The organism is Methanobrevibacter curvatus (assembly GCF_001639295.1).
Taxonomy (GTDB): Archaea; Methanobacteriota; Methanobacteria; order Methanobacteriales; family Methanobacteriaceae; genus Methanoflexus; species Methanoflexus curvatus.
Genome location: NZ_LWMV01000193.1, coordinates 1 through 16,318, shown reverse-complemented (window position 1 = coordinate 16,318; position 16,318 = coordinate 1). Strand labels below are relative to the sequence as shown.

Annotated in this window: 14 protein-coding genes; 8 read left to right on the top strand and 6 right to left on the bottom strand. The window is 25.8% G+C overall.

All coding sequences use genetic code 11. The annotated features are described in order from the left end of the window. The first annotated feature begins 245 nt into the window (after nucleotides 1-245). The 8 genes from MBCUR_RS07670 (at nucleotide 246) to MBCUR_RS07635 (ending at nucleotide 9,524) form a co-directional block, all read left to right on the top strand. On the top strand, nucleotides 246-1,712 hold the full coding sequence (locus tag MBCUR_RS07670; protein ID WP_067092234.1) for a cobyrinate a,c-diamide synthase: 1,467 nt from the start codon (nucleotides 246-248) through the stop codon (nucleotides 1,710-1,712). Between the two features lie 339 nt (nucleotides 1,713-2,051). Beyond that, nucleotides 2,052-2,363, top strand: coding sequence for a hypothetical protein (locus MBCUR_RS07665; protein ID WP_067092232.1), 312 nt, complete (start codon nucleotides 2,052-2,054; stop codon nucleotides 2,361-2,363). 323 nt (nucleotides 2,364-2,686) lie between these two features. Continuing rightward, the gene (locus MBCUR_RS07660) at nucleotides 2,687-5,941 is read left to right on the top strand and encodes a DEAD/DEAH box helicase (RefSeq protein WP_067092230.1); all 3,255 of its coding nucleotides are present in this window, start codon (nucleotides 2,687-2,689) and stop codon (nucleotides 5,939-5,941) included. Nucleotides 5,942-6,141: 200 nt separating this feature from the next. Continuing rightward, entirely contained in the window at nucleotides 6,142-6,387 is a 246-nt protein-coding gene (locus MBCUR_RS07655) for a hypothetical protein (RefSeq protein ID WP_067092228.1), read from the top strand. A 180-nt stretch (nucleotides 6,388-6,567) separates the two neighbouring features. Continuing rightward, nucleotides 6,568-6,747 carry a ribbon-helix-helix domain-containing protein gene (locus tag MBCUR_RS07650; protein ID WP_067092226.1) on the top strand — a complete coding sequence of 60 codons (180 nt, stop codon included), beginning with the start codon at nucleotides 6,568-6,570 and terminating at the stop codon, nucleotides 6,745-6,747. Next, on the top strand, nucleotides 6,744-8,045 hold the full coding sequence (locus MBCUR_RS07645; RefSeq protein WP_169805815.1) for a DNA cytosine methyltransferase: 1,302 nt from the start codon (nucleotides 6,744-6,746) through the stop codon (nucleotides 8,043-8,045). Before MBCUR_RS07650 ends, MBCUR_RS07645 begins: the two co-directional genes overlap by 4 nt. An 87-nt stretch (nucleotides 8,046-8,132) precedes the next feature. Further along, entirely contained in the window at nucleotides 8,133-8,696 is a 564-nt protein-coding gene (locus MBCUR_RS07640; RefSeq protein WP_084269624.1) for a Bsp6I family type II restriction endonuclease, read from the top strand. An 87-nt stretch (nucleotides 8,697-8,783) separates the two neighbouring features. Next, the gene (locus MBCUR_RS07635; RefSeq protein WP_067092223.1) at nucleotides 8,784-9,524 is read left to right on the top strand and encodes a UPF0280 family protein; all 741 of its coding nucleotides are present in this window, start codon (nucleotides 8,784-8,786) and stop codon (nucleotides 9,522-9,524) included. Nucleotides 9,525-9,867: 343 nt separating this feature from the next. Here MBCUR_RS07635 and comE read toward each other — a convergent pair whose 3' ends face one another. The 6 genes from comE to hdrC form a co-directional block, all read right to left on the bottom strand. Beyond that, the gene (comE, locus tag MBCUR_RS07630) at nucleotides 9,868-10,416 is read right to left on the bottom strand and encodes a sulfopyruvate decarboxylase subunit beta (RefSeq protein WP_067092221.1); all 549 of its coding nucleotides are present in this window, start codon (nucleotides 10,414-10,416) and stop codon (nucleotides 9,868-9,870) included. 48 nt (nucleotides 10,417-10,464) lie between these two features. Further along, nucleotides 10,465-11,076, bottom strand: coding sequence for a DUF488 domain-containing protein (locus tag MBCUR_RS07625; RefSeq protein WP_067092219.1), 612 nt, complete (start codon nucleotides 11,074-11,076; stop codon nucleotides 10,465-10,467). A gap of 187 nt (nucleotides 11,077-11,263) precedes the next feature. Continuing rightward, nucleotides 11,264-11,758, bottom strand: coding sequence for a sulfopyruvate decarboxylase subunit alpha (comD, locus tag MBCUR_RS07620; protein ID WP_067092217.1), 495 nt, complete (start codon nucleotides 11,756-11,758; stop codon nucleotides 11,264-11,266). 186 nt (nucleotides 11,759-11,944) lie between these two features. Continuing rightward, nucleotides 11,945-14,299, bottom strand: a complete 2,355-nt coding sequence (gene hdrA / locus MBCUR_RS07615; RefSeq protein WP_067092215.1) for a ferredoxin:CoB-CoM heterodisulfide reductase subunit HdrA — start codon at nucleotides 14,297-14,299, stop codon at nucleotides 11,945-11,947. A 107-nt stretch (nucleotides 14,300-14,406) separates the two neighbouring features. Further along, nucleotides 14,407-15,471: a ferredoxin:CoB-CoM heterodisulfide reductase subunit HdrB gene (gene hdrB / locus MBCUR_RS07610; RefSeq protein WP_084269622.1), complete on the bottom strand. Its 1,065-nt coding sequence runs from the start codon at nucleotides 15,469-15,471 to the stop codon at nucleotides 14,407-14,409. A gap of 10 nt (nucleotides 15,472-15,481) precedes the next feature. Further along, nucleotides 15,482-16,078 (bottom strand): ferredoxin:CoB-CoM heterodisulfide reductase subunit HdrC, encoded by a 597-nt coding sequence (gene hdrC, locus MBCUR_RS07605; RefSeq protein ID WP_067092213.1) that lies wholly within the window; start codon nucleotides 16,076-16,078, stop codon nucleotides 15,482-15,484. Between the last annotated feature and the right edge of the window lie 240 nt (nucleotides 16,079-16,318).

Sequence of the window (16,318 nt, the reverse complement as noted above, 5' to 3'; positions counted from 1 at the left end):
ATAATATATTATTTTTATAAATATTTATTTAAAACTACTTATTTTATAAATAAATTTATATTAAATAAAATATATTAAAATTATAATATTAAATAGCTTTATATTAAAAATATGATAATTTCAAAAAAAATTACTAAATATAAAAACTATTCCATGAATGTGATTTTTATTAATTTTTATCAGTTTTTGTTAATTTTTCTTCTTTTTTATAAATTTATAAATACAATATCAACACAAATAATATTATGAAACTACTTCTTGCTGGGACTGGTAGTGCTGTTGGAAAGACAACAATTTCAACAGGTATAATGAAAGCACTCTCATATGAAATGAATGTTCAACCATTTAAGGTTGGACCAGACTACATTGACCCAACATACCACTCAGTTGCTACTGGAAACCCTTCCAGAAATCTTGACTCTTTTTTTATGAATGATATTCAAATTCAAAAGCTATTTAAAAGAGGAATTGACAAATCAAAATCAAAAATAGGAGTAATTGAAGGCGTAAGAGGATTATACGAAGGAATAAGCCCTATTGAAGATGTAGGAAATTCTGCATCAATAGCTAAAGTCTTAGATGCTCCAGTTGTTTTAATAATGGATGGGCGAAGCTTGGTTAAAAGTGCAGCTGCTGTTGTTTTAGGATTTAAAAATCTAGATCCTGAAATTAACATTCAAGGAGTAATATTAAATAAAATAAAAGGAAAAAAACACTACTTAAAAGCTAAGGAAGCCATTGAAAAGCTTACTGATACTGTAGTTGTTGGAGCCATTCCAAGAGATAATAAAATAGCTACTGAAGAGCGACATTTAGGGCTTGTTCCAGCTCTTGAAAGGGATAGAATTAAATCAAGTATTGATTTGTGGGGAGAAGTTGTATCTGAAAATCTTGATTTAGATTTAATTAAAGAAATAGCTAAAAATAAGGATAAATTAAATAATGATGTAGAATTTAAGAATAGTCTTAGCAACAATGATAAAAATAATAACAACCATAAAAAATATCATTATATCAATGATCAGTTTAATAAAAATGAAGATTTACGAAATAACAGTGAAATTGATTATCTATGGAAGAAAGGAAATAAAATTTCGGTTAAAATAGCTGTTGCATTAGATGAAGTGTTTACATTCTACTACAAAGAGAATTTAGAAGCACTTGAAGAGAACAATGCCAAAATCATCCCATTTTCACCACTTAAAGACGAAGCTATTCCTGATGCTGATGGAGTATACATTGGTGGAGGTTATCCTGAAGTCTTTAAGAAGGAATTAGGAGCTAATAGCTCAATGAGAGATTCAATAAAGAAATTCCACAATGAAGGAAATCCAATATATGGCGAATGTGGGGGATTAATTTATTTGTCACAAGCTATTGATGAAGCTAAGATGTGTAATGTTGTTCCACACCCTTCAGTTATGACAGATAAGGTTCAAGGTTTATCTTATGTAATAGCTGAATCTAAAATGGACAGCCTAATTGCAAACAAAGGAGAGTTATTTAGAGGCCATGAATTCCATTATACTAAGCTAAATACTGTTTCAGGTGCTGATTTTGCCTTTGATATTAAACGAGGTAGAGGAATAGTAGATGGTCTTGATGGAATAGCTATTGGAAATACATTGGCTAATTACATTCATATTCATGCTTGTTCTTGCCCTAACTTTGCTTATAATTTTACTTGTAATGTTAGCGAGTTAGAAAAATAGTTTACTTTCTTAAGTAAAAAATCATATATTATTTTATAAAAAAAATTTATATTTTATAGCTATCTAAATAAAAATCAAAGCATTTATGGCATTTCATTAATTAGAAAATATATGAAATAACTATGCTGGATGTTTTCTTGATGGTGGGTTTAAAAATATTGAAAATTGGTCTATAAGCAGTATATTGATTGTTCTCTGAAAAAAGAGCAAAATATGAAAAATAATTTGTTGAAGAGAGTTCTAGAGAGTGGGTTCAGTTTAAAGTCATTCATGGAAAAGTAAGATTATTTTGGATCAACCAGTATTAAATAATTTTTAAATAGTTTTTTGAGGAAATAAATGGTTATTGAATTGAGAAGTTGGTGGACAATAAGATGGTTTGATCTTATTAACAATAAAGATTTAGAAAAAAAGTTTTTTCGTGGTAAAGAATCCTATGAAAAGCTAATTCGAAGCAAATCAGATTATAAAATAAAAGATAATAAAATTTTAGATCTAGAATATGATAGGTCTTTTTTTGGGGAAAATTTCAACCCTTCAATTAAATTTAAAAAATTTAATGAAAAGGAAACTAACAGGGTGTCTGATTTATATGAAAAAATTAAGAGCTTAATAAATTGTTCAAGATGTTTTGAGATAATTACATTATGATTTTCTAAAAGTACAGATGAAATTAGTTTTAATTTTTAAAAAAGCTTAATAAAATCCTTATATTTTAATTTAAACTATTTTCCATAAAGTCAATTTTTTAATGATAATAAGCATTGTGGATTTTTTTTCATTGTTAAAATTAAAAGATTAACTTTTAGAATATTGTTTTTAAAGACCAAATAAATTGTACTTTTATAAAATACTAATGTAATATACTCTAAACATACTAAATAGCATACCAAACTTCTTCAATTTTTTTCAATTATCAGACACCCTGGGAAACTAATATTATAAAAGACACTATTTTAAATTCCTCATTTTATTTGATAAAACTTTCAAAAAATCAATTACCTGAAAAATTATTTGAAGACTTAAATAAACAAGGCATAAATTTAATCCCTAATTCAATTGAAGAATTAGAATTTGTTGGTAATGGTTCAAAGGGCTATTGTGATGAAAATATGGCTATGTTTTATTCATTTGGATTTAAAATTAATAAAAATCCTCTTTTACTCTTTAAAATTAAAGGATTTAATATAGATAGCATAATAGAAGAACATAAGCAAATTAATACTAATGAAATTAAAAAAATAAAGGATATATGTTCTAATAAAGATGAAACTAAGGAGGATAAGCATAAATCAAATAAAGCTGAAATTTTAAAAGCTATTGATTTTAACAAAATACCAAGCCTAAAAAACATGATTGAATTACTAGTTTCAAACAGAACAGAATTTTTTAAAGGTAACTTCAGAAAAATTCTTATTAAAAATATGGAGTATTGGTCTAAATATAACTCAAAAACAGAATTAAAAATGTTTCTAGAAGACAATTATAATTTTAAAATAGATAAAAAATCAATAAAAAATAGCTTTAATGATATTTGGAGTCAAACTAATGAATTTAAAAGATTTAAAATCAATATAAATGAAAACTATAAAATAACAAGAGTCACTAGTCTTGAATATACTCAAAATATGGAAAATAGAATGTATTGCTTTTTTGATGGGATTCCAAAAGAGGAAGTCTCTAAATATAACTACAACATCCAATTTTCATATGCTCTCTTTAAATTCGCTAGAAAATTAGTTGAAAAAGTAGCTATAATTCCAGAGCTACTAAAAAATGAAAAGAATCATTTTTTAATTAGATGGATTCCAGGATTATTTAACGAGGAAATAAATGAAATATTTGAAAAATTAGTTGATATATGTCCTTTGGATTTAATATCATTTAATGAAAAAGAGATATCCAAGGAAGAGCAGACTAAAATTCTTTTAAGTCTTTTTTTAAAGGTTATAATTAAAGAAAGAAATTTACTAAGTTTTCATGAATTAAGAGATAGCAAAAAATCAAATATTGAAATAAACACTAATGTTTATAATCTATTCTTTAAAGGAACAATTAAAAAGTTTTCAAAAGAGGATATAATCTTAGTTAATAAATGGATTTCTAAATTATCTTCCTTTGAAATGAATCATGACTTATTTGTAAATGTAGAAGAAAAAGATAAGACTTTTATCATTGATCTTAAATCAGAAAAATTTGATTCTCTAAAAGAAGCCCTTAAAAAATCAGATATTAATTATAATTTTAAAATACTATCTGAAATAGAATTATTAGAAGAATATTTCGAAGATATAAATGATTTATTAGATAAAGATAAGAAAATAACTTATACTCTTTCTGAGTTTGGAGAATTTTATTTAGAAATTATTCCAATATTAAATATTTTAAATTTTAAAGTTAAACTTCCTCAAAATTTAGAAGAAATTACACATCCAAAACTTATTGCAAATATGAACTCTCGTAAAAATTCACAATTGGATAAAAAAGGGCTTTTAAATTTAGAATCCCTTGTTGATTTTAATTGGAAAGTAGCTATAAGTGATAAAGAGATTACACTTAAAGAGTTCAAAAAATTAGTTAAAAATTCATCTCAGTTTATTAAAATAGATAATAAATGTTATATTGTAGACAGTGTGGAAACTGACGATATATCTCAAAAAATTAAGAGAATACCTAACAAATTGAATAATAATCAACTACTTCAAACAGTTTTATCGTCTAGCTATGAAAATAATGATGTTGAAGTAGATGAGAGTATTTTAAAAGTAGTTGAAAAGATAAAAAATTATGGGGATATTGATATACCTCATAATTTAAATGGGGTGTTAAGACCATATCAAAAAATAGGCTTTTCATGGTTGGTTCAAAATATATTAACTGGCTTTGGAAGTATTTTAGCTGATGATATGGGATTAGGTAAAACTTTACAGACTTTAACGACTATTCTTCACTTTAAAAATAATGGTTTGTTAAAGAATAAAAAAGTATTAGTTATTGCTCCAACAGCTATTCTTTTTAATTGGAAAAAGGAAATTGAAAAATTTACTCCTTCTTTATCTAATGAAATATTCCATGGGCAAAATAGAGTTATAAATCCCAGTATTGATATAATTATAACTTCTTATGGCATGATTAGAACTAATTTTGAAGATTTTGAGAATGTTAACTGGTTTATGATAGTTTTAGATGAAGCTCAAAATATTAAAAATCCTTTGTCTAAGCAATCACAAATGGTTAAACATTTAAATGGAAGTAGTAAAATAGCTTTAACTGGAACACCTGTTGAAAATCGATTAATAGAATATTGGAGTATATTTGATTTTTGTAATAAATCATATTTAGAAGGTTCTAAAAATTTTAAAAAGAATTTTGTAAATCCTATTGAAAAAGATAGAGACTCTAAAATTTTAGAAAGATTTAAAAAAATCACATCTCCATTTATTTTAAGACGAATGAAAACTGATAAATCTATTATTCATGACCTGCCAGATAAAATTGTTACGGAATGTTACTGTTCACTTAGTAAAACACAAACAGCTTTATATCAAGATATAATTAATAAAACTTTAAGAGAAATAGAAGAATCAGAGGGGATTCAAAGAAAAGGTCTTGTTTTTAAATTAATAAACTCCTTAAAACAGATTTGTAATCATCCTTCTCAATTTACACAATCAGATAAATTTGGAATTGAAGAATCTGGTAAAATGGAAATGTTAATTGATATATTAGAAAATATTGGTGATACTGGAGAAAATATTATTATTTTTACTCAATTTGTACAAATGGGAAACATTATAAAAGAACTTCTCGAAGACAAATTTAAAAATGATGTCTTGTTTTATCATGGTGGTTTAACTCGTAAAATTAGAGATAAAATGATTGAGGAATTTCAAACTAATGATAAAAAAATTAGTAAAATTATGATAGTTTCTTTAAAAGCTGGAGGAACAGGTTTAAATCTTACAAATGCATCACATGTTGTTCATTTTGATTTATGGTGGAATCCTGCTGTTGAAGAGCAAGCTACAGACAGAGTTTATAGAATAGGTCAAAAAGATAATGTTTTTGTATATAGGTTTATAAGTAATGGAACATTTGAAGAGAGAATAAATAAAATGTTAGTTGATAAAAAAGAGCTAGCTGAAATTGCTATTGGTGCAGGAGAAAACTTTGTAACAGAAATGAGTACTGATGAACTTAGAGACCTTTTAAATTTAAAAAATAATTAATATAAACTGGGAGTTTCTAATAATTAGACTTAATTAAATTATTTTAAATCATATTATTTTCTATTTTTTGAATAATATTATATATGATTTAAATCGAAAAGTTTAAAATTAATGTTTAACATTTTATTTATGCTAAATAAAATACGAAAAAGTTAAAAAAATGTATTAAAAAAACTTGTAAATATTTTAACATAAATGTTATGCATTTATTTTCGTGTTCTTCTAATCTTAATCCAATTGAACAAATTTGGAGAACTATAAAAAAAGAATTATCTACAGAGTTTATTGTGGATGAAGAATTTTTAATAAAAAATTTTGAAAGATTATTTTATGAAAATGTAGATAAAAAGCCATTTGCAGAAAAATGGATTGATAAATTTATTTTTGATAAAAATAATGACTTATTAATCCTAGATATATATGAATATGTAGTTTTATTAGCATAAACCTAAATTATAATTATTTTATAATTTGTTTTTAAATTTTCCAATATAAACTATAGTTTATTTCATTAAATAAAAAAATCATATCTTATTTTATAAAAAAATTTATATTTTTTAGCTATCCAAATAAAAATAGAAACATTTATATGCATATTGTTACAAATATGTAACATAGGTGTTACAATGGCAGACATTAAAAGAGTAAACATTTCATTATCTCATGAACAACTTGAAATAATAAGAAAATTTCAGGGGACTATGGGTAATTCCGATTCTGAAATTATTAGAAATATGGTTATAGCATGGTTAAGTGAAAAAAGTGTGATATCAACATCAATAAAACAAAAAGAGGGATGGTTATGAAGCATAAATTAATTACTCTTTTTACTGGTGCAGGGGGATTGGACTGGGGATTTCATAATAATGGAGATTATGATTTAATTTTATCTAATGAAATTTTAGAACCTCACTTAACAACATACACAAAAAATATAGGTATTCCATTATTAGATTTATCTGAATACGATAAACAAACTAATGTAGGAATTTGTGGAGACATTCATGATTTAAAAGTTAAACATGATTCTGATGTTATTATTGGAGGTCCTCCATGTCAGGACTTCAGTGTTCTTAGAGGAACAGAAAAAAGATCAGGTTTTAAAGTAAAAAGGGGAAAATTATATGAACAATATTTAAGACTTGTAAAATCTTCAAATCCAAAAATTTTTGTTTTTGAAAATGTTCCAGGAATGATTTCAGCAAATAATGGTTTAGCTTATGAAGCAATTCAAAAAGACTTTCAAAAAGAAGGATATACATTAGTATACAATAATGTTTTAAATATTTCAAATTTAGGGGCACCACAATCTAGAAAAAGGTTAATAATCATTGGAGTAAAAACCAAATATATCAAAAATGTTTTTGAAATAAATGAAATCATTAATAAATATTTGAACAATTCTCTCTTAATAAAATACCCTTTAACAGCTTTAGAAATCTTTGAAGGAAACTCTTTAGGCAATTTAGAAAATAAATATGCCAATATAATGAAAGAATATAAGGATGCGACAAAAACTATAAATAATGAAGTTGCAGAAAAATGGAATAAAGAATATTCTAATTTAAGCTTTAATATTCTAACAGATTATTGTAAATATAATAATATTGAAAAATTTAATGAAGAAGAATTTAAAAAAGCAATGGATGAGCATGATAAAATTTTAAAGATTTTAGGATTTTATTTAAGGCCTATTTACAATCAAACGTTTGTAGATGAATCAAATAACCTCCCACGAGCAAATAAAAAAGTTAAAGAGCGAATGCAGCATATACCTCCATTTTACAACTTTAAAGTTGTTAAAAATACTCCTTGGAGTGTAAAAGGGTTGATGAGTAATATTTATAGAAGATTACACCCTTTAAAGCCTTCACCTACAGTAATTGCTTATGGTGGTGGAGGAACTGGAGGATACCATTATCTTTATAACCGTCAAGGACTCACAAATCGTGAAAGGGCAAGATTACAAACTTTTCCAGATAATTATTTGTTTAATGGCAGTTCTAGTGAAGTAAGAGCCCAAATTGGTGAAGCTGTTCCTCCAATTGCAAGTTATTGGATTTCAAAAACAGTTCATGAGATATTTGCTAATATAAATGATTAACTTTATTGATGTTTGTTATTTTTTTATGGAAAAATATTTTTATCATTTTTAATAAATATTAACATATAATTATTAAATTGTGATAAAATGAAATTTGAAATTGAAAAAGTTATTCTTCCAGAAGGAGAATTTGAAGTAGAAGTTCAAAAATTTGAAGAAAAAGATAGAAAAATCTTTAATAACATTTATGAAAATTGGAGAACATTATGCGAAGATCTCGGTAAAATAAGGTCTAGGATTGTGAATATTCCTGAAGGGCTTTCTGAAGGGGCATTTTGTTTAGAAATGGATTGTTGGAGATTAACAGCTAACATTTCTAAAGCAAACTCATCATTTGATTGTTACAGTCCTAAGAAAAATGAACGAATACAAGTTAAAAGTGCTAGTAAAATACCAGATTTGACTTCATTTGGACCAAAATCTGAATGGGATAAAATCTATTTTATGGATTTTTATGTAAATGGTTTTTGGGATGGAAAATTTGATATTTATCTAATTGAAAATGAGGATATTTATAATCATAAAGTCAATGCAAATCAAACATTAAGAGATCAGCAAAAAGAAGGAAGAAGACCTAGATTTAATATTTATAAGGATATTATAAGCATTAAAGATCTAAAACCTATAAAAAGAGGCAATATAAAAGTTTAAGAAAATAAAATAAAAATGTAAAAAATTAATAAAATTTAAATAATTAATAAAAAAATTTAAAAAAATTTCATTTAATTCCATGATCAAATGTACAATAAAAGCTTAGAAATTGAAGAAACAATTTTGAAAATAAGTTCAGATGTAAATCCAGATTTTCTTGAAGAATGTGTTCTTAAAAGACGTAGTGAGATAAAAAATTACTGCAAAATAAATAATTCATTTTTAAAATCTCATAGTCCCGTTAAATTTGAAAAAGGTCCAGAAATAGTTAAAGTTATGTCTACAGCAAGCGAAATAGCTGAAATAGGACCTATGGGGGCTGTTGCTGGAACAGTATCTGAATTTTCCCTTAAACAGTTAATTGAAAAGGGTTCAAGGTATTCAATTGTTAACAATGGTGGAGATATTGCATTTATAAATCAAAACAAGGATAAAAATGTTATATGTGGAATATATGCTGGAAATTCAGATATTTCAGGAAAAATAGCTTTTAAATTTAAACCCTCAAATAAATCCTATGGTTTATGCTCATCTTCAGGAACTGTAGGCTATTCATTTAGCTATGGAAGAGCAGATCTTGTTTCTATTATCGCAGGAAAGGCAAGTATTGCAGATACCCTTGCAACATCAATAGCCAATGCTGTAAAAGGAAAAAAAGATGATGAAGCCATTGAAAAAGGATTAGAAAAAGCTAAAAGATTTAAAAAACATTTTATTGGTGGTTTAATAGTTGTTAATGATTCTATAGGAACAATAGGAAACTTACCAGAAATAATTTCCATAGAAGAAGGAAATTTAGACGAATACTTACAAGACACAATATCTTAATGTCTTTAGAAGAAATTTAATCTTTAAGAGAATCTCATTTTAAAAAATTGAAAATAATTTTTTATAATCTCTATCAATTTAAGAATTTTTTAATACAATTTTCGAATCAGAAAATAATTTTTTTATAATTTATAAATAAATTAAAATTGTCTAAATTGACTAGATTTTCTAAAATAAATGATAAAAATAAGGCACTTATAAAAATAAAGTAATATTTTATTTCAAAATAAGATTTAATGGAATAAATTAACTAAAAAAAGAATAAATAAATATTTATTTGCTTATTTACTTATTTGTTTACTTATTTATTTACTTATTTTTAAAATAGCTATTCCTAAATAAATCATGGGTTTTTCACAGCTTTAATAAACCTATTTTTAATTTCATCAGGCGATAAATCTATTACTCCTACATCAGCATTTCCGGGTTCTATTTCAAAATGTATGAATGTTGATTCTATTAAATTCTTTGATAATAAATCTTTAAAATTAATTGTATTATAATTAAATACATTTTTAAAACCAGCAGACTTAGCAATCTTTAAGAGATTAGTATTTTTAGTGTAGGTCTCTTGGTTACCAGTGGATCCATAAGCATGATTATCCAAGACTATTAAAATAAAATTCTTAGGGTTTTGATTAGCTATTGTGACAAGCGAACCTAAATTCATTAAAGTAGAACCATCTCCATCTAAAACAATGATTTTTTTATCTTGAGATAAAGCTAAACCTAAACCTATTGAAGAAGCAAGTCCCATTGAGCCTAACATATAAAAATTTTCATTTCTATCACATATCTCATATAATTCTCTTGAGGGAAATCCTATGTTAGCTATTAAAAGCTCATTAGAAATGTTTTCCATGATTTTTTTTATTGCATCAAATCTTTTCATTTTATCACATATTTTATCAGTATTTATTTCTCTTATTTTTTTATTTCTTTATTTATTTTGAAAAAATACATACCCAATGTCCCGGTTTCTCATTTTATATGCTTTTTTCAAATAATTTATCTCTTTTTCTTCCTTAAAAAAATCTAAAGAAACTTGAGTTTTTTGTGGAAAACCATAACAATCTAAAAGCCTATTTTCAAGAGATTTATGTGATTCTAACTCTCCATTGTCTAAAATATGATACACTTCAACACCATGATTTGAAAAAGCTTTTGAAATAAGAATAGATCTATGACAATCTAATGGCTCTTTTTCACTACACATTATAACAATATTTAATAGATTAATATTTTCAATAACTTTATTTAAAGCCTCTTTAAATGAATCAAGTTCTTTAAATTTAACAAAGTCTAAAATTCCTTCTTCATTAAAAAGGGCATGATCTTTTTGTCTAGCTCCAAAAACATCTCCAAAAAATTCATATCTAATTCCTTTATTTTCTAGAGATTTTTTAATCAATTCTCTATTAAATTGAGGGGTATGTTTAGAATATGGAATACTTCTAACATCCAAGACTAAATTAATTTCATATTTGTTTAATAAATTAATGAAATAATCAATTTCATAAACTGAATGTCCAATAGTATAAATTGTATTCATAGATTATTCCTGAATATATTTATATAAAAATATTATCCATATGTAAAAGTTTTTTAATTAAAAAAATGTTAATTTAAAAAAATTAATTTTAAAGAATATTAATTTTAAAAAAAAAACATTAATGAAAGAACTTATTAATTTAAAACATTTTTTAATTTTAAAAAAAATTATTAAGCTATTATTGCATTCACCAGTAACTTATCTCAAATAAAAAAGCTATTGGCTTTTTATTTTCAATTGATTTTTCCCAAGAAGTGCTAATGGCTTTAAAACTTTTTTCTGGGCTTGTAATTTTTTCATTATAAATATCCAATGAATCTAAAAGCTTTGTAGTGAATTTTCCCATTGGAATTTGACCAATAATTGGTTCCCCTTCTGTTCCACGATGGCTGATTATCATTACTAATGGGAATGAATATAATTCATAAAGGGAGGTTAAAGCGTTTATACAATTTCCAAGTCCTGAGTTTTGCATCAAAATAGCTGTTTTCTTACCAGAGATAAATGCTCCAGCACATATTCCTAATCCTTCTTCTTCACGAGTTACTGGGACATGAATAATTTCTTCATCTTCATCAATTATCTTTAAAAGCTCTTTAAGATTTACACAAGGAACACTTACAATAAAATTAATTCCTGAGGATTTAATTCCTTTATAAATAGCTTCAGTACTATCTAACATTTTTATCATCCATTATAATAATTATGTACTGTTTTTATCTAAAATTTTAATAAGATATTCAATATTTATTTATTTCTAATTAGTAAAAAACTTTTATTTAAATTATTTTTCTTTATTTTTGAGAAAACCTTTTGATGAACCTTTTTTTAAAAGGTTCTTCTAATTAGTAAAATAACTTTATTTAAATTAGCATTCTTTATTTTTTGAGGAACCTTTTTTAAAAAAAGGTTCTTCTAAGCTTTCTATTTTTTTATCGAATTCAATAAAACTCTTTGCTAAACCTGTAAAGTATGGAATGTAAACTTTAGAGAATTGAATTCTTTCTGGATTTACTCCTTGTTCTTTAATGTAATCTTTAAGCTTATTTATTTTCTTTTCTACTTTTTCATACATTAAATCTCCAGGGTATTCTCCTATAAACACTCCATCTGCTCCATTTTTAAGTCCGTGGATTATGTGATCTGGAGAAACTCTGTTAATGGAATGGACTTTAATTATGTTAATAGAGCTTGGGTAGCTTAATCTATTAATTCCAATGTTATCAGCTGCTGTGTATCCTATTTGATCTAAAAATACTATGATTCTTCTTTCATCTTCTTTTTTATCTTTTAAAATACCATCAATAGTAGCATAAATTTTTTCACTTATATTACCTTGAATTGAAATAGCTGACTCTTTACAAGCTCTTAAACATTCTCCACAACCTGAACAAGACATTGGATCAATTACAATTTCGTTGTCTATTGTTAAAATTGATTTATGCTTACAGGAGTCAATACATTCTCCACAGTTTGTACATAAATCTTTATCTATTTCTGCTACAAATGGCTCAAGTTCAATACCATTGTGCATTAGTTCAAATACTTTTGATGATGCTGCATTAGCTTGCATAATGCTTTCAGTAATGTCTTTTGGACCTTGAGCTGTTCCACAAACGTAAGCTCCACTTATGTCAGTGGTGACTGGTTTTATTTTTGGATGGGCTTCTTTAATAAATAAGTCTTCAGTTAAGCCTACATCCAATAGCTTAGCTATTTCTACTGTTCCTTTTGAAGGTTCCATAGCCAAGGACAAAACTACCATATCAGTTTCAATTTCAATAAATTCTTTAGTTAAAGTGTCTTCTACCTTTACAACTAAGTTGTCCTCAGAATTTTTTATTATTTCACCAGGTCTACCTCGTATTAATCGAACTCCATTGTTTTGACAATGTTTATAATATTTTTCATACATTCCAGGAGTTCTCATATCAGTATAACATAATATTACGTCTGTTTCAGGATATTTATGTTTTATAAGGTTAGCATTTTTTAAAGCAACCATACAACAAACCTTGGAACAATATTTATGACCATCTGGCTTTTCATCACGAGAACCTACACATTGAATCATTACAACTCTTTTTGGTCTTTTTTTAGAAGATAAGGTAAGTAATTCTCCTTTAGTTGGACCATTTACTCCCATTATCCTTGCAAGCTCATTTTGACTTATTACATCCTCATATCTATCATAACCATATTCGGGTCTTAAGCTTGGATTGAATATTTCATGACCTGTTGCTAAGATTACAGAACCTACATTTAAAGCTTTAATCTCTTCCTCATCATCAAAGTTAATAGCTCCCATTTTACAAACGTTTTCACAAGACCCACATTTTATACAGTTTTCAATGTCAATGGTATATGAATCTGGAAAGCTTTGTGAAAATGGCTTGTAAATAGCTTTTCTATAGGACAATCCTTCATTAAATTCATCTAAAACATTCACTGGACAGAGCTCATTACACTTTCCACATGCAATACATTTTTTTCCATCTATGTAAGTTGGTTTCTGTTTTAAAACAAGGTTAAATGTTCCAGATTGTCTACTTCCACTAATCACTTCACTGTTAGTTAAAATTTCAATATTTTCATTCCAAGCAACATCATTAATAAGAGGATTAAGTAAACATAAACCACATTCTTCAGCTATTTTTACAGGAGAGAAAACTTTACCAATTTTTACCATATTTCCCCCAATAGTAGACTCTTTTTCAATAAGATATGCTTTAATTCCTCCTTTAGCTATTGATAATGCAGCACTAATTCCAGATATTCCTCCACCAATAATAGCTACACTTTCAGGAGTTTGACAAACAATAGGACTAACAGAATGAGATTTTTTAACCTTTTCAATAGATGCATTTATTAAAGAAATGGCTTTAGAGCTTGCTTCATCTTTATTATGAACCCAAGAACACTGTTCCCTTAAATTTGCCATATCCATCAAATAAGGATTTAAAGGATTTACATAGTTTTGAAATATTTTTTCATGAGAAATAGGAGAACAGGAAGCTATTACAATTCTATCCAATTTATTACTAATTATTTCTTCGCGAATAGCTTTTTTTCCATTTATTGAACAAAGATTTTCAAATTCAACAATACATTCAGCAGAAATTGAATTTTTAACCATTTCAATGTCTACATTATCCGAAATATTTCCTCCACATCTACAAATAAATACTCCAACACGTAAATCAGATTTGTTTTTCTCCTTCATAGTCAACCCATTGTTTTTTTTTTCGATAAATAATTTTTCTTGAATTATGAATGATAAATTTTATTTTAAATACTAGTTTTTTCATTTAATTTTTTTAAAAAGTTTTTTTAATCGCTTTTTTCTAAAAATTTAATTTTCACTGTGTGAGTTTGTATTCCCACAACAGATTCAATATCAGCACCCATTAAAATAGCTATGAATTGAACAATATTAAGGTGCATAGTTTTTAATGGCTTATTTTTATTTTTTGAAATGTATGGTTGGTATCTATCAAATTGCATATGACAGTTAGGACACATATGGATTAAAATGTCTACATCTTCTTCATAAAGGGACAATAGCTTTTCTTCTGTAACACTTAAAGAAAGTTCTTTATTAACAAATCTTTGTCTAAAACCTGCCCCACATGTAGTTCTTTTTTCATTAAACCAACCTATAGTCTTATATCCACATGACTCTACAAGTTCATCTAATATATTAGGATTTGTTACTCCAGCAATTGTATCATTGTAATGGACTTTACAGTAGTGACAGGCATGATGAGTAGCTATTTTTAAATTAGAAAGTTGATTTTTAAGTTTTTTATCTATATACTCCTTTATTTCATTTTTTTTATTGTAAATAATTTCAGCCACATGAAAAATATTATTTTTTGAATCTATTGAACCTTTTTCATATTTTCTTTTTAGACCACAGTCAGTAAAAACTTTATTTATTTTATTTCTAATTTCATCATCATTATTTAAAATATTTGAAGCTTTTTTATTTATTGCATAACATGTAGCACACATTGTAGCAATATTTGGATGTTTATCCTTAAGGGCTATGTCAAAATTACGAGCAGCTATTAATGTTGTAGAATATTGGTCAAAAACATCACTGTAATGCCCTAAACCAGTACAACATGATTGGTCATGATCTATTATGTATTCTATCCCTAATTTATCAAAAACAAATTTAGTCGAAGATTCAACACCTGGATATTCTGTGCTTATTAAACAGCTTTTAAAGAGTAATATTCCATTATCTGGGATTTTTTTTCCTTTATTATTGGTGAAAGGAATAAATTCATTTGCTTCATCATTAATAGATTCTTCAATATTCTTTCCATTAACAATATTTTCTTCAATGAATAGCTTTTCTTCATTAAGGTGAGCATGCTTTGTTTTCATAATTTTCCTTCTATTGTGACTTTTTATGGGATTTCTTTAATTTTTTAACTCTTTTGTCAAAATCTATGTTTTTTAATAGATTTTTAACCTCATCAATAGATTTTTCAGACATTTTTATAGGACCTAAGTCTAATTTTTCACGGATTGAATCTAAATTTTCCTTTAAATCTAACCAACCTTCAATATCTTTATGTAATTCCATAAAAAAAGATTTAGGAATTCCACCAATTCCAATATCTAAAAATGTTTCCCCATAACTTGCTAATGGCTTTAAAAACTTGTCTTCTTTCCCTTCATCAACAGCTATTTGCCTTAAAATTTGATTAACTTCACAAGGACTATTTCCTACCCCACAGACACTGTGGCAAGTATAACAGTAAAAACAGTTCCAAATTTCTTCATATTCAACAACAGATTTATCATTTTCAAGAACTTTTTCAATCATATATCTTGGATTATAATCAGTAAATTTAGCAGCAGGACACACAGAAGTACACATTCCACATTGAACACACCTAAGTAATCCTAAGTCCTTTGATGCCTTAATGTTTTTCATGACTTTACAAGAAAGTTCTTCTTCATCATTGTCTACACTAATAAATTTCATTTATTCTCCATTTACAATATTTGATTATATATATTTTTTTTAGAATAACTAATAGATAAAATTCTAACTAATGGATAAACTCATTTAAGAAATAATACTAAAATAGTAAATATTATTTTAAATATTATTTTAAATATTATTCTAAATATTATTTTAAATACTATTCTAAATATTATTTTAAATACTATTCTAAATATTATTTTAAATGTCATTTTTAAAAATTATTGACAATTATTATTG

What these genes read in the sequence shown, in the direction of transcription:
- MBCUR_RS07670 (WP_067092234.1), top strand. Translation starts at nt 246, where the DNA reads ATGAAACTACTTCTTGCTGGGACTGGTAGTGCTGTTGGAAAGACAACA.
- MBCUR_RS07665 (WP_067092232.1), top strand. Translation starts at nt 2,052, where the DNA reads ATGGTTATTGAATTGAGAAGTTGGTGGACAATAAGATGGTTTGATCTT.
- MBCUR_RS07655 (WP_067092228.1), top strand. Translation starts at nt 6,142, where the DNA reads ATGCATTTATTTTCGTGTTCTTCTAATCTTAATCCAATTGAACAAATT.
- MBCUR_RS07650 (WP_067092226.1), top strand. Translation starts at nt 6,568, where the DNA reads ATGGCAGACATTAAAAGAGTAAACATTTCATTATCTCATGAACAACTT.
- MBCUR_RS07645 (WP_169805815.1), top strand. Translation starts at nt 6,744, where the DNA reads ATGAAGCATAAATTAATTACTCTTTTTACTGGTGCAGGGGGATTGGAC.
- MBCUR_RS07640 (WP_084269624.1), top strand. Translation starts at nt 8,133, where the DNA reads ATGAAATTTGAAATTGAAAAAGTTATTCTTCCAGAAGGAGAATTTGAA.
- MBCUR_RS07635 (WP_067092223.1), top strand. Translation starts at nt 8,784, where the DNA reads ATGTACAATAAAAGCTTAGAAATTGAAGAAACAATTTTGAAAATAAGT.
- comE (WP_067092221.1), bottom strand. Translation starts at nt 10,416, where the DNA reads ATGAAAAGATTTGATGCAATAAAAAAAATCATGGAAAACATTTCTAAT.
- MBCUR_RS07625 (WP_067092219.1), bottom strand. Translation starts at nt 11,076, where the DNA reads ATGAATACAATTTATACTATTGGACATTCAGTTTATGAAATTGATTAT.
- comD (WP_067092217.1), bottom strand. Translation starts at nt 11,758, where the DNA reads ATGTTAGATAGTACTGAAGCTATTTATAAAGGAATTAAATCCTCAGGA.
- hdrA (WP_067092215.1), bottom strand. Translation starts at nt 14,299, where the DNA reads ATGAAGGAGAAAAACAAATCTGATTTACGTGTTGGAGTATTTATTTGT.
- hdrB (WP_084269622.1), bottom strand. Translation starts at nt 15,471, where the DNA reads ATGAAAACAAAGCATGCTCACCTTAATGAAGAAAAGCTATTCATTGAA.
- hdrC (WP_067092213.1), bottom strand. Translation starts at nt 16,078, where the DNA reads ATGAAATTTATTAGTGTAGACAATGATGAAGAAGAACTTTCTTGTAAA.